The 20,182-nt window shown below is 64.0% G+C and carries 18 protein-coding genes and 2 tRNA genes; 7 read left to right on the forward strand and 13 right to left on the reverse strand.

The annotated features are described in order from the left end of the window. The first annotated feature begins 2 nt into the window (after positions 1-2). Both HNQ39_RS08575 and HNQ39_RS08580 read left to right on the forward strand, forming a co-directional pair. On the forward strand, positions 3-2,423 hold the full coding sequence (locus tag HNQ39_RS08575; protein WP_184193967.1) for a PQQ-binding-like beta-propeller repeat protein: 2,421 nt from the start codon (positions 3-5) through the stop codon (positions 2,421-2,423). Between the two features lie 35 nt (positions 2,424-2,458). After that, positions 2,459-3,769 carry a glucose-6-phosphate isomerase gene (locus HNQ39_RS08580; RefSeq protein WP_221289929.1) on the forward strand — a complete coding sequence of 437 codons (1,311 nt, stop codon included), beginning with the start codon at positions 2,459-2,461 and terminating at the stop codon, positions 3,767-3,769. 182 nt (positions 3,770-3,951) lie between these two features. On the opposite strand, the gene HNQ39_RS08585 is transcribed toward HNQ39_RS08580, so the two are convergent. The 4 genes from HNQ39_RS08585 to HNQ39_RS08600 form a co-directional block, all read right to left on the reverse strand. Beyond that, complete coding sequence (locus HNQ39_RS08585) at positions 3,952-6,618, reverse strand: M16 family metallopeptidase (RefSeq protein WP_184193973.1); 2,667 nt, start codon at positions 6,616-6,618, stop codon at positions 3,952-3,954. Positions 6,619-6,729: 111 nt separating this feature from the next. Continuing rightward, a tRNA-Leu gene (locus HNQ39_RS08590) sits at positions 6,730-6,810 on the reverse strand. A 48-nt stretch (positions 6,811-6,858) separates the two neighbouring features. Then, positions 6,859-8,040, reverse strand: coding sequence for an FAD-binding protein (locus tag HNQ39_RS08595; protein WP_184193976.1), 1,182 nt, complete (start codon positions 8,038-8,040; stop codon positions 6,859-6,861). 71 nt (positions 8,041-8,111) lie between these two features. After that, entirely contained in the window at positions 8,112-8,363 is a 252-nt protein-coding gene (locus HNQ39_RS08600; RefSeq protein ID WP_184193979.1) for a hypothetical protein, read from the reverse strand. A gap of 193 nt (positions 8,364-8,556) precedes the next feature. Between HNQ39_RS08600 and HNQ39_RS08605 the strand changes: the two genes are divergently transcribed. Continuing rightward, positions 8,557-9,432 (forward strand): hypothetical protein, encoded by an 876-nt coding sequence (locus tag HNQ39_RS08605; protein ID WP_184193982.1) that lies wholly within the window; start codon positions 8,557-8,559, stop codon positions 9,430-9,432. A 77-nt stretch (positions 9,433-9,509) separates the two neighbouring features. Further along, positions 9,510-9,986, forward strand: a complete 477-nt coding sequence (locus HNQ39_RS08610; protein ID WP_184193985.1) for an SRPBCC family protein — start codon at positions 9,510-9,512, stop codon at positions 9,984-9,986. A gap of 1 nt (position 9,987) precedes the next feature. On the opposite strand, the gene HNQ39_RS08615 is transcribed toward HNQ39_RS08610, so the two are convergent. Further along, the gene (locus HNQ39_RS08615) at positions 9,988-10,263 is read right to left on the reverse strand and encodes a hypothetical protein (RefSeq protein WP_184193988.1); all 276 of its coding nucleotides are present in this window, start codon (positions 10,261-10,263) and stop codon (positions 9,988-9,990) included. A 46-nt stretch (positions 10,264-10,309) separates the two neighbouring features. Between HNQ39_RS08615 and HNQ39_RS08620 the strand changes: the two genes are divergently transcribed. Then, complete coding sequence (locus HNQ39_RS08620) at positions 10,310-11,482, forward strand: ROK family transcriptional regulator (RefSeq protein WP_184193992.1); 1,173 nt, start codon at positions 10,310-10,312, stop codon at positions 11,480-11,482. A gap of 2 nt (positions 11,483-11,484) precedes the next feature. On the opposite strand, the gene HNQ39_RS08625 is transcribed toward HNQ39_RS08620, so the two are convergent. From HNQ39_RS08625 to HNQ39_RS08650, 6 genes are all read right to left on the reverse strand, one after another. Beyond that, positions 11,485-12,300: a carbohydrate ABC transporter permease gene (locus tag HNQ39_RS08625; protein WP_184193995.1), complete on the reverse strand. Its 816-nt coding sequence runs from the start codon at positions 12,298-12,300 to the stop codon at positions 11,485-11,487. Further along, entirely contained in the window at positions 12,297-13,184 is an 888-nt protein-coding gene (locus HNQ39_RS08630) for a carbohydrate ABC transporter permease (RefSeq protein WP_184193999.1), read from the reverse strand. The genes HNQ39_RS08625 and HNQ39_RS08630 overlap by 4 nt, the downstream gene beginning before the upstream one ends. A 3-nt stretch (positions 13,185-13,187) precedes the next feature. Further along, positions 13,188-14,483: an ABC transporter substrate-binding protein gene (locus tag HNQ39_RS08635; RefSeq protein WP_184194002.1), complete on the reverse strand. Its 1,296-nt coding sequence runs from the start codon at positions 14,481-14,483 to the stop codon at positions 13,188-13,190. Positions 14,484-14,613: 130 nt separating this feature from the next. Beyond that, entirely contained in the window at positions 14,614-15,399 is a 786-nt protein-coding gene (locus tag HNQ39_RS08640; protein ID WP_184194005.1) for an SDR family NAD(P)-dependent oxidoreductase, read from the reverse strand. Between the two features lie 13 nt (positions 15,400-15,412). Next, complete coding sequence (locus HNQ39_RS08645) at positions 15,413-15,565, reverse strand: hypothetical protein (protein ID WP_184194008.1); 153 nt, start codon at positions 15,563-15,565, stop codon at positions 15,413-15,415. Positions 15,566-15,575: 10 nt separating this feature from the next. Continuing rightward, a complete protein-coding gene (locus HNQ39_RS08650) occupies positions 15,576-16,685 on the reverse strand; it encodes an ABC transporter ATP-binding protein (RefSeq protein ID WP_184194011.1) in 1,110 nt (369 codons plus the stop codon). Between the two features lie 70 nt (positions 16,686-16,755). Between HNQ39_RS08650 and HNQ39_RS08655 the strand changes: the two genes are divergently transcribed. After that, a complete protein-coding gene (locus HNQ39_RS08655; RefSeq protein ID WP_184194014.1) occupies positions 16,756-17,778 on the forward strand; it encodes a hypothetical protein in 1,023 nt (340 codons plus the stop codon). Between the two features lie 2 nt (positions 17,779-17,780). Here HNQ39_RS08655 and HNQ39_RS08660 read toward each other — a convergent pair whose 3' ends face one another. After that, on the reverse strand, positions 17,781-19,145 hold the full coding sequence (locus HNQ39_RS08660; protein WP_184194018.1) for a CAP domain-containing protein: 1,365 nt from the start codon (positions 19,143-19,145) through the stop codon (positions 17,781-17,783). Between the two features lie 11 nt (positions 19,146-19,156). Then, a tRNA-Sec gene (locus tag HNQ39_RS08665) sits at positions 19,157-19,254 on the reverse strand. A 34-nt stretch (positions 19,255-19,288) separates the two neighbouring features. Between HNQ39_RS08665 and HNQ39_RS08670 the strand changes: the two genes are divergently transcribed. After that, on the forward strand, positions 19,289-20,113 hold the full coding sequence (locus tag HNQ39_RS08670) for an MBL fold metallo-hydrolase (RefSeq protein WP_184194021.1): 825 nt from the start codon (positions 19,289-19,291) through the stop codon (positions 20,111-20,113). Positions 20,114-20,182: the final 69 nt, after the last annotated feature.

Raw genomic sequence — 20,182 nt, forward strand, 5'->3', positions numbered from 1 at the left:
GCATGCGTTTTGGATCCATCATCGTCGCTCTTCTTCTGCTCTTGGGCGCTCGCTCCGCAGGCGCACAGTCCCTTACCGCCCCGCCGTTTGTGCGCCAGTGGACCCAGTTTCTGGGGGATGGTGTCTCTGTTATTGCGGGTGAGAAAGGGACGCTCTACTACAAATCTTGGCAAGAGGTTGCTGCCCTCGACCTCGCGACCGGGGGGAAGAAGTGGAGCTGCCTCGCGGGGCAACGGGTTGGCTCTACCTGCCTGCGCACGGGTACGCTCTACGCGCTGGTGGCGGGAAAGGACCTCTACGCCATCGACGCAGGTACGGGAAGCTCCCGGCTCCTCCAGCACTTTCCGCTGGAAATCCAGCAGCTAACCCAAGACCCAGAGCAGCTCTATGCACTCGATGCGCGTGGGGCACTCCATGCGCTCTCGCCGCGCACCGGCCAGGTTCTCTGGAGCACAGTGCTCGTGTCGCCGCTAAAGCCGGATACCGTCAGTGTCGTGCTGGCGGCCACGCGCGATGGGGTCTATGTGGGAATTGATGTGAAGGGGAAACGGGGAGAGGAGCTCGGGATTGCCCCCGAGAGTGGCAGGGTTCTCTGGCGACGCGGGGTATCTTTTCCAGAGCTCTATAGCCACGCCGTTATTGAGGGGGGTGTGGTGTTCTTTGGGGAAAGGCCGCGTCGCCTCCAGGCACGCACCGGCAACGTGGTCTGGACCGCCCGAGGCTACTTGGCTGCGGGGCCGGTGCTTGGCAATGTCTGGCTGACGAGCAGGTGGGACGCCACACAGGGCCACGATCTTGCGACCGGCAAGCGGCTCTGGAAGAGCCCGGTTGCCTACGGCGATATCCTCAGTAGCTGTAGCGATGGGCAGAACCTACTCATCGAGGCCATGAACTACTCTCCGACAGTACAGGGCACCTACTGCCTCTCGCGGGAAGGCAAGCTACGCTGGCAAGCCGACAAGCCCTTCACCGGAGCCCCGATCTACGCCGACCAGAACTCTATCGTCACCTACGACCAGAGTGAGAACCGCCTCATGGGCTACGTCCCCGGTGCGCTCCCCCGGCTTCCGGCAGCTGCAGCAGGGAAAAAAGCAATGGCGGAGCGGCAGGTTGCCCAGTTTGAGACCCTGGATGCAGCCGAGCGCCAGCAGCTAGAGAAGCTCAAACCCTACAGTGCTCGGGCGTTTCTGCCCCGGTACTTGGAGCTGGCAAAGCATCGCATCCAAAACCTAGATACCTACCTGCTCGCGTTCTGCGAAAAAGAGAATACCGCGGCACTCTTAGGGTTGTGGAAACAGGGCGGTGGGGAGGCCGCCGAGCGTGCCTTGCAAGCCAAGGGGAACCCGGATCTCTACATCCCCGTCTTCCTCCAGAAGCTCCTCACGTACCCTCGGAAGCCCCGGTCGGAGGGGATGCAAAGCGAGTATCTGCTCTCTGTTATTGCGCACTCATCGCACCCAGAAGCAGTGGCCTTTCTGCTCAGCGCCCTGCGCGATCCCAAAGCCCCGCGAGAGTGGCGTACCGAGGCATTTCAGCATCTGGCAGGTACGGGTGGAGCCGAGGGGGTCGCTGCCGTACGAGCCGCACGGGCCAAGTCCGGCCCTTGCAAGCCCTGGTACGAGCGCATCAACTTCGATAAGCAGAACATCGTCAGCACTCAGCAAGACACCAAGGGGCGCACCTGGATGCTGTTCTACAGCAGTATCCTGGGCTACGGCACGGCCTTGTTTATGGTCGAAAGGCGCGGCACCGAGTGGGGCACTCCGCTTTTTACCGGAATCGGGACGACGGGGCGCGACGAGTTTCCTAAGACCTTCCGTGGGATTCCCCTCGACAAACTCCTGGCGTCCGAGTGGATCAAGCTCTTCCCAGACGATCCTACGATTCGCAAGGACACGGATGGCGATGGGCTCACGGACTTAGCCGAAGCGCGTCTGGGGACCGATCCTAAGAAAGCCGATACCGATGGCGATGACCTCCGTGATGCGGTCGATCCCTGCCCGCTCGTCGCGCGGCGTCCGCAGGGCGACACCGAGCAGATCCTCGCTGCCTGCATCGAGGCGTGGCTTTTCGCCCAGGAGAACCAGGCAGACCCCGTGATTGTCTCCACGACGGACACGATCCCCTTCGAGGTCTACAGCAACGAGGGGCAAGTGCTGTGGGAAAAACGGGGGAACTCTCTCTGGCGCTCGCGCGTGGGGATCTACCGGATAGGCAACGTCTTCCTCGACTTTAAATCCCCGGATGGCCCCACGGGGCAACGCATCGTTTATGGGCCCGACCGCCAAACTGCACAGGTTGTCCTCTTGCCCGACGATGGCAGCTGCATCATGGGCCATGGTACGTTCACCCTCAAGAAAATCGACGGCGAGTGGTTCGTCGTGGACTGGCAAAAGCTCTCTGCGACGTGGTGGTTACGCTAAGGGACTGGGTTGGGTGAGGTATCATGGAAGGCGCTATGCTTACCCTTGACGCCGCCTACCTGGCTCCCAATGTCACCCCTGAGCTGGTCGCGCAACAGACCGACCGGCTCGCGCTTGCCCACGCTACCCTGACCAACGGCTCTGGGGCCGGCTCGGACTTTCTGGGCTGGCTCGATCCCGCCGCCATGGCCGATGATGCCCTGCTGGAGGAGATCGAGTCCATCGCCGACGACCTACGGGCGCGGACCGATGTCCTGGTCTCGGTGGGGATCGGGGGGTCGTATCTCGGGGCCCGCGCGGTGATCGAGGCACTGGGGGGAGACCGGACCGTGGAGTTTGCGGGGCAGAACCTCTCCGCCCACTACCACAGTGCGCTGCTTGGGCGACTCAAGGGCAAGAAGCTCGCGGTCAATGCCATCAGCAAGTCCGGCACCACCACCGAGCCCGCGGTCGCGTTTCGGATCTTCCGTGAGCTCGCCGAGCCGGGCTGCATTGTCGCCACCACGGACAAGCACAAGGGCGCTCTGCGGAAAGTGGCCAGCGGGGCGGGCTGGCGCACCCTTCCTATCGAGGACAGTATCGGGGGGCGCTACTCCGTGCTCTCGCCGGTGGGGCTCCTGCCAATCGCCTACGCCGGGATCGATATTCGCGAACTGCAGCGGGGAGCGATCGCCTGTGCCCGTGCCGCCGCGGAGCCCGACCCCAAGAAAAACCCGGTGCTCTTCTACGCCGCCGCCCGTAACCTGCTCTACCAGCAGGGCTTTTTGATCGAGGCCCTCGCCAGCTTCGAGCCGCGCCTGCACTATGTCCTGGAGTGGTGGAAGCAGCTCTACGGCGAGAGCGAGGGTAAGAACCACATGGCCCTGTATCCGTCGTCGGTGGAGTTCACCACGGACCTGCACTCGATGGGGCAGTACTTCCAGGAAGGTCGTCGTGCGCTGATCGAGACCTTCGTGATTGTCGATGGCGGCGAGCCCAGCCTGACCCTCCCCAGCGGCGACAACGCCGATGAGCTGGGGTACTTGGTGGGCGAGGAGCTGACCGCGATCAACCAGGCAGCCTACCAGGCCACCGCGCTCGCACACCGGGAGGGGGGTGTTCCCAGCCTGACGATCCACCTGCCCAAGCTGGATGCCTACCACCTGGGCTTCCTACTCTACTTCTTCGAGCGCGCCTGCGGTATCAGCGGGTACCTGATGGGAGTCAACCCCTTTGACCAGCCAGGAGTCGAGGCCTACAAGAAGAACATGTTCGGCCTGCTGGCAAAACCCGGCTACGAAGCGCTCTCGGGTGAGCTCAAGGCCAAGGTCGGGGCCGCAGGCGATGCGGCCCTCGTTCGGTTCTAAGGATCGCTCCCGTGTGGATCGCCCCCGTGGGAGGGGGGCGTCTTGCTGTCGTCGCAGGCTCCGACACAAAGGCCTTCGGCCATAACCGCGTTTACGCGGGTTCGGTATGGCCGAAGGCCTTTGCAGCGCGTAGCGCTCGTTGACGCCCCGCTCTAACCGGGGCGATCCACACGGGGCGAGCCCTAGCCGCTCCACTTCTTCCAGACCGTCACCGGGCCAAAGGCCTTCTCCAGCGCGGGGCGGAACTGCTTGGCATCCCCGACAATCACGATCCGTGCCTTCTCTGCCGCCAGAGTCTGGGCCGCAAAGGCCTGGACCTGCGCCTCGGTGATGCTGGGAATGGTGGCGAGGAGCTGCGCGAGCTCGTCGAGGGGCAGGCCATCGCCCACCCGCTCGGAGAGCGCACCGGCCAGGCCCGTGCCGGTCTCCAGCTCACGGGTGAGGGGCCCCAGCAGGGCGGACTTGCGTGCCGCGAGCTCTGTCTCGGGGATGGGGGCGGTGGCGAGGTTCTTGAGGGCATCGACAAAGAGAGTTGCCACCTCGGCGGCGGACTCGTTCTTGGTCTGGCAGGAGAGCTGGAACAGGCCAGCGTAGCGCCGCGTACCCAGCCCGCTTCCCGCCCCGTAGGAGAGGCCACGCTCGATCCGCACCATGCGGTTCACCCGCGACGAGTACCCGCCCCCCAGGAGAGAGTTCGCCACCTCGCCAATCGCGTAGCTCGGGTCGGCGCGGCGCAGACTGGGGAGAGCCAGGAGCACCGCAGCCTGGCCGGCATCGGGCTTGTCTAGGACCACCACAGGGGGCACTTTCTGGAAGGCGACGCCCGGTGTGGGGAGAGGGAGGGGCTTCGTCCTCCAGCTTCCGAGGTGCCGCTGGGCAAGCGCCAGCGCGGCTGCGGCGGTCAGGTCCCCGGTGACGATCAGAGTGGCACGGTGGGGGGTGAAGACCTGCTGCCAGTAGCCCCGAACCTCCCCCGCGCCGAGCTTGGCGAGCGTGCTGGGGAGTCCGCCCAGGCGGTTGCCGTAGCTGCTCGTCCCGAAGAAGAGGCGCTGGGCAATGCCCCGTGCCAGGGTCGAGGGCTCCTCCAGTGCCTGGGTCACCTCGTCGATTGCCTCGCTCTTTGCCCGCGCGACCTCGTCTTGGGAGAACGCGGGCTTCTGCACGACCTCGGCCAAGAGCGCCAGAGCGGCGGCGGCATTGCCTTGAGGAACCGTGATCCCCACCGAGAGGCTGTCGGAGTCCGCCCCTGCGCCGAGGGAGCCACCCAGAGCCTCCGCCTCCGCCGCGAGCTGGGGTGCGGTCTTGCCGGTGGTGGTTCCTCGGGTAAGAAGGGTCGCGGTGAGCGACGCCAGCCCCGCCTTGGCTGCCGGGACAATCCCAGAGCCCCCCGGAACCACCAGCTCCAGGGTCACGAGCCCCGAGCCAGGGCGTGCGGCATGGACCACGCGCAGGCCGTTTGCCAGGCTCCGGTCGGTAAGCACAGGAAGCCGTGCGGGGCGGGGGGCACTCGGTGTGGGTGCGGGCTCCTCCGGCGGGGGGGGAGTTGCCTTGGGGGCGGTCTTCTTCGGGGAGAGGGGGGGCTCGGAGGCCTTTCCGGTGGTGTAGCGGATCAGGAGTGAGTTTTTCTCGGTCAGGTAGCGCTGGGCGACCCGCTGGATATCCGCCGCTGTCACCGCCAGGAGCTCGGGGAGCTCGGTGTTGACCCGCTCGGCCCTCCCGAAGAGGACCTCAGCAGTCCCCAGTGCGCCCGCAACCCCTTCGGCGGTCTCCCGCTCATGGAGGGTTCCGGCGAGCAGGCGGGTGCGGGCGCGGGCAAGCTCTTTGGGGCTCACGGGCTGGCGCTTGACCTTCTCCAGCTCGGCCAGGGTGGCTCTGAGGAGCACATCGAGGCTCTTGCCTCCCGCGGTGGTGCAGTGGACAGTGAACATGCCCGCATCGGTGCGCAGGTCCGCGCCCGTGCTTGCCTCCGAGGCGAGCTGCTGCTTGTAGACCAGGCTCTGGTGCAGGCGCGCCGACTCGCCGCTGGAGAGGAGGGAGTCCAGGAGCTGGAGCGCGGGGGCATCGGGGTGGCGCTGGTTCGGGACCAGAAAGCTTAGGGCGAGGGCGGGGAGGGGGACACTGGGGCCATGGACCTCGCGCCGCTGCGCTGCCCGGCGCGCCGGCTCCTTCACCGTCACACGCGGGATCGTGCTCTCCGGGCGAGTGATACGGCCAAAGTACTGGTCGATCCAGCGGTCGCACTGAGCGGGATCAAGGTCGCCCGTGACAATCAAAACGGCGTTGTCGGGGCGGTAGAAGGTCGCGTGGAACGCCCGGACATCGTCGAGCGTGGCGGCGTCCAGCTCCGCGATATTGCCGATCACCGGGCGCTTGTAGGGGTGGATACTCCAGGAGCCGCTCTCCAGGGCATCGTCGAGCCGGCCGTACGGGTTGGCGAGGACCCCCTGGCGGTACTCCTCCTTGACCACATCGCGCTCGGAGAAGAAGTTGCTCTCGTCGACCTGCAGGCTCGCCATGCGGTCCGCCTCGGCCCAGAGCAGGCGCTCCAGGTGGTTGGAGGGCACGACCTCGTGGTAGACCGTCACATCGGGGGTGGTGTAGGCATTGTTCTCCCCCCCGACATCCTCCGTGAAGCGGTCGAGCTGCTCATCGGGCATGTTCTTGGAGCGCTTGAACATCAGGTGCTCAAAGAGATGGGCAAACCCAGACTTTCCCGCGGGGTCGTCCTTGGCCCCCACCTTGTACCAGACCTGCAGGGCGACTGTCGGGCTCTTGTGGTCTTCGTGGGTCAGGACTACCAGGCCATTGGGCAGCACGCGGCGACGAAAAACAAGGGGGGGAGGCAACATGGGCAGACTATACCCAAGTTATCCACAGGTTATCCACAGCCTGTGGATAACTCCCACGTGGGGGAAGTAAAAAAGCCCCGCTCGGTTGGGAGCGGGGCTTGTTGCTAGAGATGCCCAAGGGGGGACTCGAACCCCCACACCTTGCGGCACCAGTACCTGAAACTGGCGTGTCTACCATTTCACCACCTGGGCATGAAACTAGCGAGATCAATTGTAGGGCATGAAGTGGTATTTGTCAAGCTAAATTCCGCAGACAAAGCGGCCAGGGTTGAGGACATTGTAGGGGTCGAGTGCCTCTTTGATCCGCTCGTGGAGAACACGGGCCGAGGGAGCGGGAAACCAGAGGGTCTCGAGGTTGTTCTGGCGTAGCGCGAGTGGGCCGTGTAGCAGAGCGAAGCGCACCCCGCGGGTCTTGGCGAGGAGGAGCGCTTTCTGTGCTCCTTGTAAGGCGCGCTCATCGGCGGTCTCCCAAGTGAGGGTGAGGGTGCCCACCCCGAGCCAGCTATCGAGGATCACCCCGGTCCCCGCGAGGGCATCGACTGCGGCATCGTGGAGGGGGATCGCCTCCGAGGCGCTGGTGCTCAGGCGCACCTGCACGGGCGCGACCGGCGACTCCGGGACCAGCTCACCGTCGTAGGACTGCGCCGCGCTCAGCCGACACTCCTGCGCGATGGTGGCACCACGCTCGGCTGCCTGCCCCGTGACCGCAGCACTGCCGTGGTAGAGTGCGACCAGAAAACGGCCTTGGTGGTCCTCGTGGAGCAGCAGGCTCACGGGCTGGGTCTCGCGCCAGAGCCGTGTGGCGGCGGGGGTAAGCTCACTGGCGGGACTGGCCTGCGCCACCAGCGTGCGCGCCGTCTCCGGGCGTGGGCTCACCTTGAAGGTTGCCTCCACAATGACTCCCAGCGTACCGAGCGCCCCGATATGGAGCTTGGGCAGGTCGTAGCCGGTGACATTCTTGACCACCTTGCCGCCGCCCTTGACCAAGCGGCCCTGGGCATCGACCACGCTCAGCCCGATCAGCCAGTCGCGCGGGGTGCCGTAGCCGAGTCGGAGCGGTCCCGACGCGTTGGTCGCCAGGATCCCGCCGATCGTGGCCTTCTCGGGCTGGGGGGGGTCGAGGGGGAGGAACTGCCCGTGCCGCGCGAGCTGCTCCTGGAGCTGGGCGAGGGGCATTCCTGCCTCGACGGTGACCGTCATGTCGGCGTACTCGTGGGCGATCAGGCGATTGAGGCCACTGAGATCGAGGATCGTGTCGGCCTTGCGGGGGGGGAGCCCATAGTCCTGCCCGGTTCCGCCGCCCCAGGGAAGCACCGCGCGCCCCGCACTCTGCGCCGCGCGGAGAATCTCCTGCACCTCGGCGGTTGTCTGTGGGCGGACGCGGTGGTCCGCTTCCTTGCCCAGCACATCTGCATCATTCACAGAGTGGATTATACCTGCCAAACAAAAAAGCCCCCCGCCGAACCAACGGCGAGGGGCTTTTTAGAGAGAAGCTACCGGCGTCCGGCGGCCTTGCGGGCGCTCTTGTAGCGGCTCTCACGGTCGTTGCGTGCGCCGAGCCCAACCCCGGGACCATCTCCGGCCATCGCACGAAGGAGCTGCTTGAGGTCGAGCTGCTTGCCGCAACCCGAGCAGAAAAACTGGTTCCGCATGATCGCGGAAGGGGGCAACATACAGGTGTAGCTACAGCCAGGGCAGGTTACGGTCAGCTCGCGGCGTCCGCCGCCCATCACAGGGGATTTCATCTCTCAACTCCTTACTGGCACACGGGACGTGCCTTTGCGAAACTTTTCACAAATCGTCGCTCTCGCACAAAAAAACGGCCAGGGTTCTGCCTGCCGTCCACGGTTTTGTGAATAAGAAACTTTTTGCACCAACTAGTGCACAACGCAAGCAGTATACCACAGTGTGCAGGAACGCGATAGAATCGAGTTCGCCATGGCGTGGCCTACCCAGCTCGACTATCAGGAAGCGCTCACCTTCCCTCAACACTGCTTCCGTGATCCAGAGCTCGCTGGAGCGCAGCTGGCTGCCCCCGGCCTCTTTGGGCTCCCTCAGCCGATCACAGGAAACTTTACCAATGTCTACCACCTGAAAAGTGACCCTGAAGCGACACAGCAGTGGGCGGTGCGGCTATTTCTGCGCGATGATCTGTCGCGGACGGAGCGCTACGGGCTCCTGGCCGCCCATCCCGACAAGCCCGCTTGCTTTCTCCCCTTTGACTTCCAGCCCGAGGGCATTGTCTTGGCACGGGGAGCATTTCCCCTGCTGAAGATGCCTTGGATCGTCGGGGAGCCGCTCAATACCTGGGTCGAGCGCAACCTCAATACCGCGGGAGCGCTGGCAGGGCTCGCGGAGCGCTGGGCCGCGCTTGTCCAGTCCCTGGTCGTGGCACAGCTCGCGCACGGCGACCTCCAGCATGGCAATATCTTTGTCACCCCCGGCGGCGAGCTGCGGCTCTTGGACTACGATGGGATGTGGGCTCCCACGCTCGCGGCGCTCACCCCTGGCGAGGTAGGTCACCCCTCCTACCAGCACCCCCGGCGGCTCTACACCGGGTTCATGGACCGCTTCCCCGCTCTCGTGATCTATGTCGCACTGCGTGTCCTGGCGCTGGCCCCGGAGCTCTGGTACCGGCTCGACAACGGCGACAACCTGCTCTTTCGGCGGGAGGACTTCCTTGCCCCGCAGATATCGCGTACCTTCAGCCTGTTGCGTGACGTTCGGGGCCTAGGGCCTCTGGTTACCGCGCTCCAGGACGCCTGCTCCCTCCCCCCCGAGCGCACCCCGCCCCTGACCCGCTACACAACCTAGCGCAGAAAAAAAATCAGGCAGGGGGTTTCCGGGTAGCAAACAAGTATTTGAGTCTGCGGACTAGAAGGAACTCTAACATGCCTGAAACCCAAGAAGCACCGCTCCCCACGGGGACCGTTCACCTCCACCGCATCCTGCGCGCCGCGCCCGAGCGGGTCTACCGTGCCTTTCTCGATCCCGATGCCATGGTCAAGTGGGTCCCCCCGCATGGATACACGGGCAAGATGCTGCACATGGATGCGCGTGTGGGGGGCGGCTACCGAATGTCGTTTACGAACTTTGGTACGGGGAAGAGCCACTCCTTTGGGGGGACCTATCTCGAGCTCACACCCCACGAGCGCATTCGCTACACCGACCGCTTCGACGATGCCAGCCTGCCGGGGGAGATGCAGGTGACCATCTCGCTGCGGAGTGTCGCCTGTGGCACCGAGCTGATAATTGTCCAGGAGGGGATTCCCACCATGATTCCCGTGGAGTTCTGCTACCTGGGCTGGCAAGAGTCGCTCACGCTACTGGCACACCTGGTCGAGCACGACAACCCCGATAGCGAGTAGGCTACTGCTCCGGTGCGGGGCGGATCACCCCCACGTGCCCTTCGAGCTCAAGCTGGGTGACCGCATCCACGGGGAGTCCCATGCGCTGGCAGAAGTCGTAGATGGCCTCTTTATGGGGGGCCTCTAGAATCCAGACAATCTGTCCTTCTGCCAGGCTATGGAAGCTCCGGTAGCCCCGCACAACTGCATCGTTCTGGCCCATGGTGGCGATCTCCTCGATCCTGGCAGGAGTGAACTCGCCGGGGGGGAAGGTGTGGACAGAGAGAAAACGAGGCATGGGAAATTGTACCCCTTCCTGAGGAAGTTCTGTTACAATAGAACCTATGGCAATTCAGGGGAAGATTCAGCCGGGACTATTAGGACGTATCAACGAGTGGCGGGTGCTACGGACAATCCAGCGGCATGGGGCGCTCTCGCGGGCAGAGCTGGCACGCGCCACCGCGATCACCGCACCCACTGCGTCAAAAGCGGTGGAGGCACTGATACGCGATGGCTGGCTGGTCGAGGTCGATGACCCCGATGTGCGCCGGGGCCGGCCCGCCAAGAAGCTACGCCTCCCCGCCGAGGAAGCCCAGGTCTTGGGGGTGGTCGTGGACTGGCCGGAGTGCCGGCTGGTCGTGGGGGGGCTGGATGGCAATCTGCGGAGCGAGGTGCGCTTTGAGACTCCCAAGACCTACCCGGAGCTCCTCGCCACCGCCCGGCACTGGGCACAGACCCAGCTCGCACGCCCTGGAGTTCGCACACACGGTCTCTGTGTCGCCCTGCCTGGCCTGATCGACTACACCGAGCAGCGCTGCCTGCTCTCGCCCAATGTGCACATCACCGATGGACAGACCCCCTCCAAAGACCTGCACGCCGCACTGGGGATCGAGTGTGTCATTATCCACGAGGGGCATGCTCTCTGCCTCGCCGAGCGCCACGCGAGGAGCGCCCAGGGCCTCGATGACTTTGCAGTGCTAGACCTCTCGACGGGGGTTGGGCTGCCGGTCGTGGTGCGCGGGCAACACTTCACCGGGCACCGTGGGCTCGCGGGGGAGCTGGGGCACATCACGGTCAATCCCACGGGGCGGCGCTGTGGCTGTGGGAACCTGGGCTGTCTGGAGACCGAGATCAGCGACCCCGCGCTCCTGCAAGCCCTGGGCGCAAGCACACTGGAGGAGGCCGTGGCCCGCTACAACGCGGGAGAGACCGACGCCATCGATGCGCGCCTCGACTACCTGGCAATCGGGATCGCCGCGGCCATCCACCTCTTCAACCCGCCAACGCTCTTTCTCAATAGCCGCCTGCTGAGTGGCTGCCCCACACTGCTCGCCAAGCTCCAAAAACAGCTCAAGGTGCGCACCCTGCGGCCCGCCCTCGACGACTGCGAGATTCTCCTGGCACAGGGCGATAAGTCTCAGGGCGTGATCGCGGGGATCATCGAGCACCTCACCAGCGCCCGCCTGCCCACATCGCTCCAGGAGCTCCACCGCCTCGACCCCGAGCTGGCGAGCTAGCGCTACTTCAAGCCCGTGAGCGCGATCCCCTTCACAAAGTAGCGCTGGGCGACAAAGAAGAGCACGATAGTCGGTAGGATATGGATCAGCGAGGCGGCCATGAGCAGCTCCAGCTGGGTACCGTAGCTGTCCTGGAAGAGGCGCAGGCCAATCGAGACGGTGTACTTCTCCATCGAGTTCAGGTAGATCAGCGGCCCCATGAAGTCGTCCCAGTGGCTCACGAACGAGAAGAGCGTGGTCGTGATCAGCGCCGGGCGGGCCAGCGGAAGGAGCACCTTCCACCAGATCGTCAGCGGGTTGGCCCCGTCGATCATCGCGGCTTCGTCGAGCTCACGCGGGATGGTCAAGAAAAACTGCCGCAGGAGAAAGATCGTGAACGCGCCGCCGCCAAAGAAGGCCGGGGCGATCAGGGGCACAAACGTGTCGATCAGCCCGAGCTGCCGCCAGAGCAGAAAGACCGGGATCATGGTCACCTGCGACGGGAGCATCATGGTCGAGAGCATCAGGTAAAAGAGCGCGTTCTTGCCCTTGAACTTAAAGCGCGCAAACCCATAGGCCACCAGCGATGCGGAGACGATCTGCCCGAAGGTGGCGACAATCGTGATCGTGATGGTGTTCAGGACAAAGGTCGGGAAGGGCAGCTCGGTCCAGGCACGCTTGAAGTTCTCCCACTGAATCGGGTTGGGAACCCACTGCGGCGGGACGGCAAAGACCTGCTCGTTGGTCTTGAGCGCGGTGGAGACGGTCCACAAAAACGGGATGGAGAAGAGGATGCCGCCAAAGACCAGCATCGCAAAGACCCCGATACGCTGGATCATTCTTTCTCGCCTCCTTCGTAGTACACCCACTTGGAGGCGTTCTTGAACTGAATCCCCGTGAAGCCTAGGAGCATAATAAACAAAATCCACGCCATCGCGCTGGCCTTGCCGAGCTTGAAGAAGCGAAACGCGTTGTTGTAGAGATAGAGGACGTACATCAGGGTGGCGTTGTCCGGGCCGCCGCCGGTCATGATATACGCCGAGGTGAACACTTGGAACGAGCCGATAATCCCCAGGATCAGGTTGAAGAAGATGGTCGGGGAGAGCATGGGGAGCGTGATGTGCCGGAAGCAGGTCAGGCCATCGGCGCCATCGAGCTGCGCGGCCTCGTAGAGCTCATCGGAGACTCCTTGGAGGCCGGCCAGGAAGATCAGCATACGGCTACCGCCGATTCCCCAGAGGCTCATGATAATCAGTGACATCAGCGCGGTCTTGGGGTCCTGGAGCCACTTGGGGCCGTGCACCCCGACCTTGGAGAGCGCGAAGTTCAGGATTCCCGCATCGGGGTGGAAGACCCACTGCCAGACCAGGGCGCTCGCCACAGCAGGCACCAGCGACGGCAGATAAAACAGCGTGCGAAAGACCGGGATTCCCTTGACCTTCTGGTTGAGCAAGACCGCGATCAGGAGCGAGCCAGTCAGGCCCAGCGGGACGGAGAAGAGCACGTAGAGCGCCGTGTTGCCCAGAGACTTCCAGAAGAGCGGGTCGCGGGTGAGCAGGACCTCGTAGTTCTTCGTGCCCACAAACTGGAGCGAGTGCAGGTCGTACTTGCAGAACGAGAGATAGAGCGAGGCCAGCATCGGGCCGGCGGTGAAGATCAGAAAACCCAGGAGCCACGGCGAGATCAGCGCCAGCCCCCAGCGACTACTGGTTCGTTCAGACATGGGCTAAAACCCCTCCTCGCCCGCAAGGAGCTTGTTGATACGCTGGGTCGCGGTCTGGCTGGCCTGCGCGACTGTCGTGCTACCCACATTGAAGAGGGCATCGGTGGCGGTGTTGAACTCCTGGGACCACTCCTGGTAGCGCGCATCGATCGGCAGGGTGCGGCCCCGGCGGACAGTCTCCAGAAAGACATCGGTGTGAAACGGGGGCTTGTCGCTCTTGAGGTACTGCGGGTGCTGCTGAACCGAGAGTCGGGTGGGGACGCAGCGCCGGAACTTGGCCCCGAGAAGCAGCTCCGCCTCCGGGCCGGTCATGTACTTGACAAACTCCCAGGCCAGCTCCGGGTGCGCCGAGTGCTGGTTGACCACAAGCTGGTTGCCCTTGAGGACGGTCGCATCGCCGGCAGGCCCCGTGGGGACGGGCGTGATGTCCCAGTCGAACTTCTTGATGTTCTTGCGGAAGCGTGGCGTCTCCCCCGCCCAGCCCCAGTGCATCGCGATCTTACCGGACTCAAACGTGAAGGCGGAGAGCGCGGCATCGGCGGGGGTGGGGGCGCAGTGGTGCTTCCAGCGCAGGTCTGCCATGTCCTGCAAGCCCTCAATCGCGTGGGGATCGTCGGCGAGGGTGAACTTTGTCAGCTCCTTGTTCATCACGTCCCCGCCCCGGTTCCAGTACACCGACGCCCACTGCGGGAAGCTGGGAAAGGTCGAGCCAAACTGGACCGTCCGGTCCCCCTCGCGCTTGGTGAGCGCATTGGCCGCCGTGAGAAACGCGTCCCAGTCCCACTTCTTCGCCTGCGAGAGCTCGTACGGATCGGGCAGACCGGCATCTTGGAAGAGTTTCTTGTTGTAGTAGAGCTGGACCCCGCCAAAGAGGACATTCATCGCGTGGAGCTTGCCCTTGTAGCGGCACTCCTCCAGCGCGGTGGGGACAAAGTCCTCGACAAAGCCCTTGGGCTCGGCGGCGATCAGGGGCTCTAGGTCCAGGAAGTAGTCCTTGCGCACCAGCGCGGGGAAGAGGTAGTGATCGACGCGCATCACATCGGGAGCCGTGCGCGATGCCAGCATCAGCTGGAGCTTGTCGGGGTACGACGAGCCCGGGACCATGAACAGGTGGATACGGAGCTTGGGGTGGGTCTTCTCGAACTCATCGGCGATCTGGCGCTCCACCTGGAGCTGCTCCGGGTTGCCCCAGGCCATGTAGCGGATGGTCGTGCGCCCCTTCGCATCCTGTGAGGAGGGAAGGCAGCCGGCCAGGAGGCCACCCAGGGAAAGCCAGATTAGGCGTCGTCGCGTTATCATACAAAAACCGGTTGATTATACCATTCTCTAGGACATTATAAGGGAGCTACCCGCAGAAAGCAAAACGCCCCGACGGCTTCCTGGAGAGATCTCCAAGGAGCCGCCAGGGCGAACTTGGTGCTCAGGGCACCTACGCGTTTTCGTAGGCGAACTTGGGGATCTGGGTGGCGAGCTTGCCGCCGCTGACATCGACCATCGTGCCGGTGATGTAGCGGGCCAGGTCCGACGCTAAGAAGCAGATCAGGTTCGCGACATCCTTGGGATCGCCCCAGCGCCGCAGGGTGAGCGTATCGAGGAGATCGGACTGGACATCCTCCGGGCGCTCGGTGAAGTGGTTGATCTCGGTGGGGATCATGCCCGGCGAGTAGCAGTTGACCGTCACGTCCCACGGCCCCAGCTCGCCGGCTAGGACACGGGTGAAGTAGTGGACACCGGCCTTGGACGCGGCGTACGGGGCGCTGCCAATCGAGGGAATGATCGCGGCAAACGACGCGGCATTGAGGATGCTCCCGCTCTTTTGCGCCTTCATCACCGGGATCACGGCCTGGCACATGAGAAACGTCCCCTTGAGGTTGATATCCAGGTTGGCGTCCCAGGCGCTCTCGCTCATGGTCTCCACGGGGCCGCTGATCGAGACTCCCGCGTTGTTGACCAGCGTGTCCACGCGGCCAAACTCGGCGACAATCTTGGCGATCAGCTCCTTGCATTGCTCGGGGCTGCGCACATCGGCGATGTGCTGGGCACCGCGCCAGCCATTGGCCTCCCAGTCCGCCTTGACGGCATCGAGGAGATCGGTGCGGATATCGGTAACGACGACGATTGCGCCCTCGGCGGCTAGGGTTCGGGCGATGGTATTGCCGATGCCCCGGCCCGCGCCGGTGACAATGGCAACTTTATCTTTGAGGTTGATTTCCATAGTGGTGTGTCTCTTAGCGCACCGGCTTGCGGTGCGAGAAGATATTGAGCCCCAGCCAGCCCCAGAAGAGCAGGTGCAGGCCAAAGCTGAAGATGGGCATGGCAAAGGGCTGGCAGAGAGCGATCACACCTAGCAAGAGTAGTGCAATACTAAGAAACTCTGCCATCTGGGCAAATCTACCGCTCAGCATTGATATTAAGCTCCGTTTGCTTATTAAAGAGATGCGAGCGGCTCTGGTTGATCCGCGCGTGCAAGGTCTGCCCTAAAGTGGGGCGGAAGGTCGGGGTGGTACGCACCTTGACAATATGCCCGGCCAGCCCGACATTGATGATGTTCTCCGAGCCAAGCAGCTCGACCACCTCGACCCTTACGGGCAAGCTTCCCGGAGTCCCGGCCTCGACAAAGGCGACATCCTCCGGGCGAACCCCCAGCACGAGGCTGGTGTCGCCGGTGGGGGTAGTGGCAAAGCGCCCCTTGCCGTCGCTGTCGAGCCCGAGGCTGGCCGCCGCCGCGCCCTCGGCGGGGCTGAGGCTGAGGCTATCGCCGCTACGGGTACAGGGGACAAAGTTCATTGCGGGGGAGCCGATAAAGCCTGCCACGAAGAGGTTGCGCGGGTTGTCGTAGACCTCCATCGGGGTGCCGGCTTGCTGGAGGAGGCCGCCGTACATGATCGCGATCCGGTCGCCCATGCTCATGGCTTCGAGCTGGTCGTGGGTGACATAGATCGTGGTCGCGCCCAGGTCGGTCTGGAGCTTCTTGATCTCGGCGCGCATCTCGGTGCGGAGCTTGGCGTCCAGCGCGGAGAGGGGCTCGTCCATCAGAAAGACCTGGGGACGGCGCACGATCGCGCGGCCAATGGTGACGCGCTGCTGCTCGCCGCCCGAGAGCTGGGTGGGCTTGCGGTCTAATTTATCAGTGATATGCAGCATCCGCGCCGCCATCATCACGCGCTCGTCGATCACGGACTGCGCGGTCTTCACGGCACGCAGCGGGAAGGAGAGGTTCTCTCGCACGGTCATGTGGGGGTAGAGCGAGAAGGACTGGAAGACAAAGGCGATATCGCGCTCGGCGGGCTGCTTGTGGGTCACTTCCTCCTCGCCGATCTTGATCGTCCCACCGTCGGGCAACTCTAGCCCGGCGATACACCGAAGGGTCGTGGTCTTGCCACAGCCCGACGGCCCCAAAAAGACCATAAACTCGCCGTCTTCGACAGAAAGGTCCATCCCCTTCACGGCGACCACTTGGTCGTACTTCTTAATCAGTTGCTGAACGCGAACGCTTGCCATCAATGCTCCCGAGGAAAATTCGTCCCCCTAGTGTACCAGACCTTTCCCCCAGGAAACGATACAATCTTCTATGCGCACCAAGACAAAGCTGACCCTCGCCGCCTTGGGCTTCGTCGCCGCCACTACAGCCGTCGTGATCGGGCAGTCCACGCCCCCGCACCTAGCCACCGTTGGTCGTCGTGTGCCATTTACTCTACATAGCTCCCAGATTGAGCAGTTTCTCTGGCCCTCCCCACAAGAGCTCCTGGTGGTTCAGAGAGATACGCTTCGCCTCCTCCAGTTGGAGCGCGGCACCGAGCAGCAAGTCGCCTGGAAAAAATACGAGAGCTCTGGCAACTACAGGCGCTACACCGGCTCTTTTGCGACATCGCCGGATGGCAAGTGGCTGACGTTTGTGGAGCAGATTGAGCAAAAGCCGAAAAAATCCGTCCAGCGCCACTTGGTTTTGATGCACCCTGATGGCTCGGGACGACGCCAGGTGGCTTCGCTCGACGATAAAAGTGATCTTCGTATGCTCTGGCAACCGGATAGCCAGGGCTTTCTCTTTTACTGGGAGTCGGAGAAGCGCCCCGAGTACGGACGAACGTTTTACGCACTGGACGAAAGCATTCCCCCACGGGTGGAGCGGACGCGGGATCACAATGCCTTCGTAGCCTCGCTCCCCATTACCTTTCAGGTCGATGGTCGGCTACTCGTCGATAGGCAGCGACGCTTGACGGTCGCCCTCTGTGATCCGCAACAGACTGACTCCTGTGAGGAGCTTTCGTTTGCACTACCCGCAGATCGGGAGAAAGCGGAGGTCGAGACATTTCTGGTCAGCCATGATAACCGAGCCGTGGTGAGCCTGCGGGTCGCGGCGGCCAATATACCGGAGCGTGGGACCTGGGAGGAGCTCCTGCATCGCAAGCTGCCCGTTGCCTACCAGGAGCTCTGGGTGCTCTCGGCGAAAGGGGAGAGGCCGCGCTGTGTGGTACGTGAGGCAATTACCGAGGAGCAAGAGATTGCTTTTGGAATCTACTCCCTCTCGCCGGATGGAAAAAACGTACTGGTTCATGTCCCACAAGGCGATTATTATCTGATCCCTCTCCACTGAGGTTAGCGTAGCAAGATCACGCTGCGGGCGTTGAGAGGGCGGTCTAGAGGGCCGTTGGGGACGATGACGGCGAGAGGGAGGCCGGGGGTGAGGGTGACCGTGCCGCTGCGGTTGCTCTCGGAGACGAAGCGGGTGCTGGGGGTGAGGCGCAGGGTGACCGTCAGAGGCTTGGTGAGCTCTTTCTCCGGGGCGGCGTAGCCCTGCGCGCGGGTGACTCGTAGCTGGAGGACACCCTTGCCGCGCTCTGCTGTGACGACCGTCCCGAGGAGCTTGAGATCGTCGGGGTGCAGGTCCAGCGGGCCAAAGTCGGCGTCGTTGGGGCTGCCCGTGGTCGTGAAGCGCCAGCGGCGGGTGACCTCGCGGGCGACCACCTCCACCAGATAGGTCGTGTTGGGCTTGAGCGGCGCTTGCGGGATCAGGAGGCAGGCGTAGTGGAGCTCGGTGTCGCGGGCGGGGGTGTTGAGCAGGCAGGGCACCTCGGCGCCGGCGCTGGTCTTGAGGCTGGCGCGCTCGACATTCAGGACGGTGTTGGGGCCGGCGTAGTGCGCCAGGACAATCGGGTAGCCCACCACCCGCGGCGCTTGCGGCCAGAACCGGGTCGGGTTGGGCGACTCATCGTTGCGCCAGGTGGTCGGGACACCCGTCTCGCCGTCGTAGGGGCTGACCGTGGTTCCCCCCACGCCATCGCCGCCAAAGAGCAACCCCGACGAGCGCCCGGTATTGCCCGCTCCAAAGACCAAGCTGCCGGGGCGCAGGAAGGGCAGGCGGTGGTAGGGCGCGGCAAAGAGCCCACGCACAATCTTCTCCGGGGAGCCATCGGCGAAGCTCACGTCCTCCGCGAGGCTGGCCAGGTAGCCAAAGACCTGGGCGCGTGCCAGAGGGTTATCACCGGTAAAGCCGGGCTTGCCGGGGACCTCGCCGTGCCCGATGACATTGTTTTTATGGAGGTAGCTAGCGTGTGCCTGTGCCGCGCCACAGAGCCGCGAGTCGAGCTGGAGGGGCGCAAGCCCGAGGCCCGCACGGAGCTGGTTGGCGGCCTGGAGCGCCTCGCGTGCCCAGGCGGTGGGCGGCGGCGGGCTGGGAGTGGCATCGGGGGCGACCGTAAACCGCCACGAGACCCTGGCATCGTCTTGGGTGGGCGCAAAGCGCACGCGGCACTCCGCGGTGTAGCTCCCAGGAGCCAAGGGAGTGGCCGGCGTGGCCCGGACCGCCCCGTTTTCGTAGCGTGCGGCGAGCGGCTCCCCATTGAGACGGAGCTCGATCTTCACGATCTTAGCATCGTCCTGGGGGCGAATCGGCCAGGTGAGCTCAGGGCGTGAGAGGAGCAGTGTCCCCTGAGGGCCGGGTGTCTGGTAGGCGTACTGCATGGCCGAAGAGTTGGCGGGAGCGTGTGGGAATCGAACCCACCCAAGACGACATCATCGCCTCGCGCACAGTTTTGAAGACTGGGAAGGCCACCAGACCCCCTTCGCCCCCGTAGTTCGTAGAATTGTATCGTACAATAACGGCTATGGAACTGACGATCTTCGGGACCGCCGCCGCTGAGGGCTGGCCCGCTCCGTTTTGTCGCTGCCCCGCCTGCCAAGAGGCCCGTCGCCGTGGGGGACCCAATCTCCGCGCGCGCTCGGGGGCGCTGCTCGATAGCGACCTCAAGATTGACTTCTCCGCCGACACCGTGATGCAGATGCTGCGCACGGGCCGGGACCTGGCCGATGTCCGGGCGATTGTCTTTACCCACCAGCACTCCGACCATATCGTCCCCACGGAGCTGGAGTGGGCATCGGGGCCCTTTACCAATACGCCTCCCGCGCAGCCCATCGCGGTCTTTGGCAATGCCCAGGTGATGCAGATGCTCGCGCAGGTCTTCCCCGAGCCCGCCAAGGCCAATCTGGACTTTCGGCCCCCGCTGGAGGCGCTGGTGCCCGTGACCACCCCGATGGGAGACCTGATCCTGCCCCTTCCCGCCGATCATGCGCCGGGGGCGTTTGTGCTGCGCATCACCCGCAACGACGGCAAGTCGCTCTTCTACGGCCACGACTCCGGCCTCTACCCCGAGGCGACTCTCGTGGCGCTGGCCGGGGGCTCGCCGCTGGATATCGCGGTTTTTGACTGCACCTACGGCGGGGCCAAGAGCAGCAACCGAGGCCACATGGGAGTCGATGGCGTGATCCAGATGGCGCAGACACTCCGTGAGTGCGGCGCGGCCACGGCGGCGACAAAGCTGATCGCCACGCACTTCTCCCACAACGGCGGCCTGATGCACGAGGAGCTGGTCGAGGCCTTCCTCCCGCATGGGATCGCAGTCGCCTACGATGGCATTGTCGTACGAGCCTGAGAGTCAAGGTGAGTAAGACCATATAAACCGGTTGACGAGACGGTGAATTCGTTATACAATGCCTCATCT

Origin of the sequence: Armatimonas rosea (assembly GCF_014202505.1) — a bacterium.
GTDB classification, from domain to species: domain Bacteria; phylum Armatimonadota; class Armatimonadia; order Armatimonadales; family Armatimonadaceae; genus Armatimonas; species Armatimonas rosea.

Excerpts from the sequence above, each read along its gene's own strand:
- HNQ39_RS08575 (WP_184193967.1), top strand. The coding sequence starts at position 3 with ATGCGTTTTGGATCCATCATCGTCGCTCTTCTTCTGCTCTTGGGCGCT.
- HNQ39_RS08580 (WP_221289929.1), top strand. The coding sequence starts at position 2,459 with ATGCTTACCCTTGACGCCGCCTACCTGGCTCCCAATGTCACCCCTGAG.
- HNQ39_RS08585 (WP_184193973.1), bottom strand. The coding sequence starts at position 6,618 with ATGTTGCCTCCCCCCCTTGTTTTTCGTCGCCGCGTGCTGCCCAATGGC.
- HNQ39_RS08600 (WP_184193979.1), bottom strand. The coding sequence starts at position 8,363 with ATGAAATCCCCTGTGATGGGCGGCGGACGCCGCGAGCTGACCGTAACC.
- HNQ39_RS08605 (WP_184193982.1), top strand. The coding sequence starts at position 8,557 with ATGGCGTGGCCTACCCAGCTCGACTATCAGGAAGCGCTCACCTTCCCT.
- HNQ39_RS08610 (WP_184193985.1), top strand. The coding sequence starts at position 9,510 with ATGCCTGAAACCCAAGAAGCACCGCTCCCCACGGGGACCGTTCACCTC.
- HNQ39_RS08615 (WP_184193988.1), bottom strand. The coding sequence starts at position 10,263 with ATGCCTCGTTTTCTCTCTGTCCACACCTTCCCCCCCGGCGAGTTCACT.
- HNQ39_RS08620 (WP_184193992.1), top strand. The coding sequence starts at position 10,310 with ATGGCAATTCAGGGGAAGATTCAGCCGGGACTATTAGGACGTATCAAC.
- HNQ39_RS08625 (WP_184193995.1), bottom strand. The coding sequence starts at position 12,300 with ATGATCCAGCGTATCGGGGTCTTTGCGATGCTGGTCTTTGGCGGCATC.
- HNQ39_RS08630 (WP_184193999.1), bottom strand. The coding sequence starts at position 13,184 with ATGTCTGAACGAACCAGTAGTCGCTGGGGGCTGGCGCTGATCTCGCCG.
- HNQ39_RS08635 (WP_184194002.1), bottom strand. The coding sequence starts at position 14,483 with ATGATAACGCGACGACGCCTAATCTGGCTTTCCCTGGGTGGCCTCCTG.
- HNQ39_RS08640 (WP_184194005.1), bottom strand. The coding sequence starts at position 15,399 with ATGGAAATCAACCTCAAAGATAAAGTTGCCATTGTCACCGGCGCGGGC.
- HNQ39_RS08645 (WP_184194008.1), bottom strand. The coding sequence starts at position 15,565 with ATGGCAGAGTTTCTTAGTATTGCACTACTCTTGCTAGGTGTGATCGCT.
- HNQ39_RS08650 (WP_184194011.1), bottom strand. The coding sequence starts at position 16,685 with ATGGCAAGCGTTCGCGTTCAGCAACTGATTAAGAAGTACGACCAAGTG.
- HNQ39_RS08655 (WP_184194014.1), top strand. The coding sequence starts at position 16,756 with ATGCGCACCAAGACAAAGCTGACCCTCGCCGCCTTGGGCTTCGTCGCC.
- HNQ39_RS08660 (WP_184194018.1), bottom strand. The coding sequence starts at position 19,145 with ATGCAGTACGCCTACCAGACACCCGGCCCTCAGGGGACACTGCTCCTC.
- HNQ39_RS08670 (WP_184194021.1), top strand. The coding sequence starts at position 19,289 with ATGGAACTGACGATCTTCGGGACCGCCGCCGCTGAGGGCTGGCCCGCT.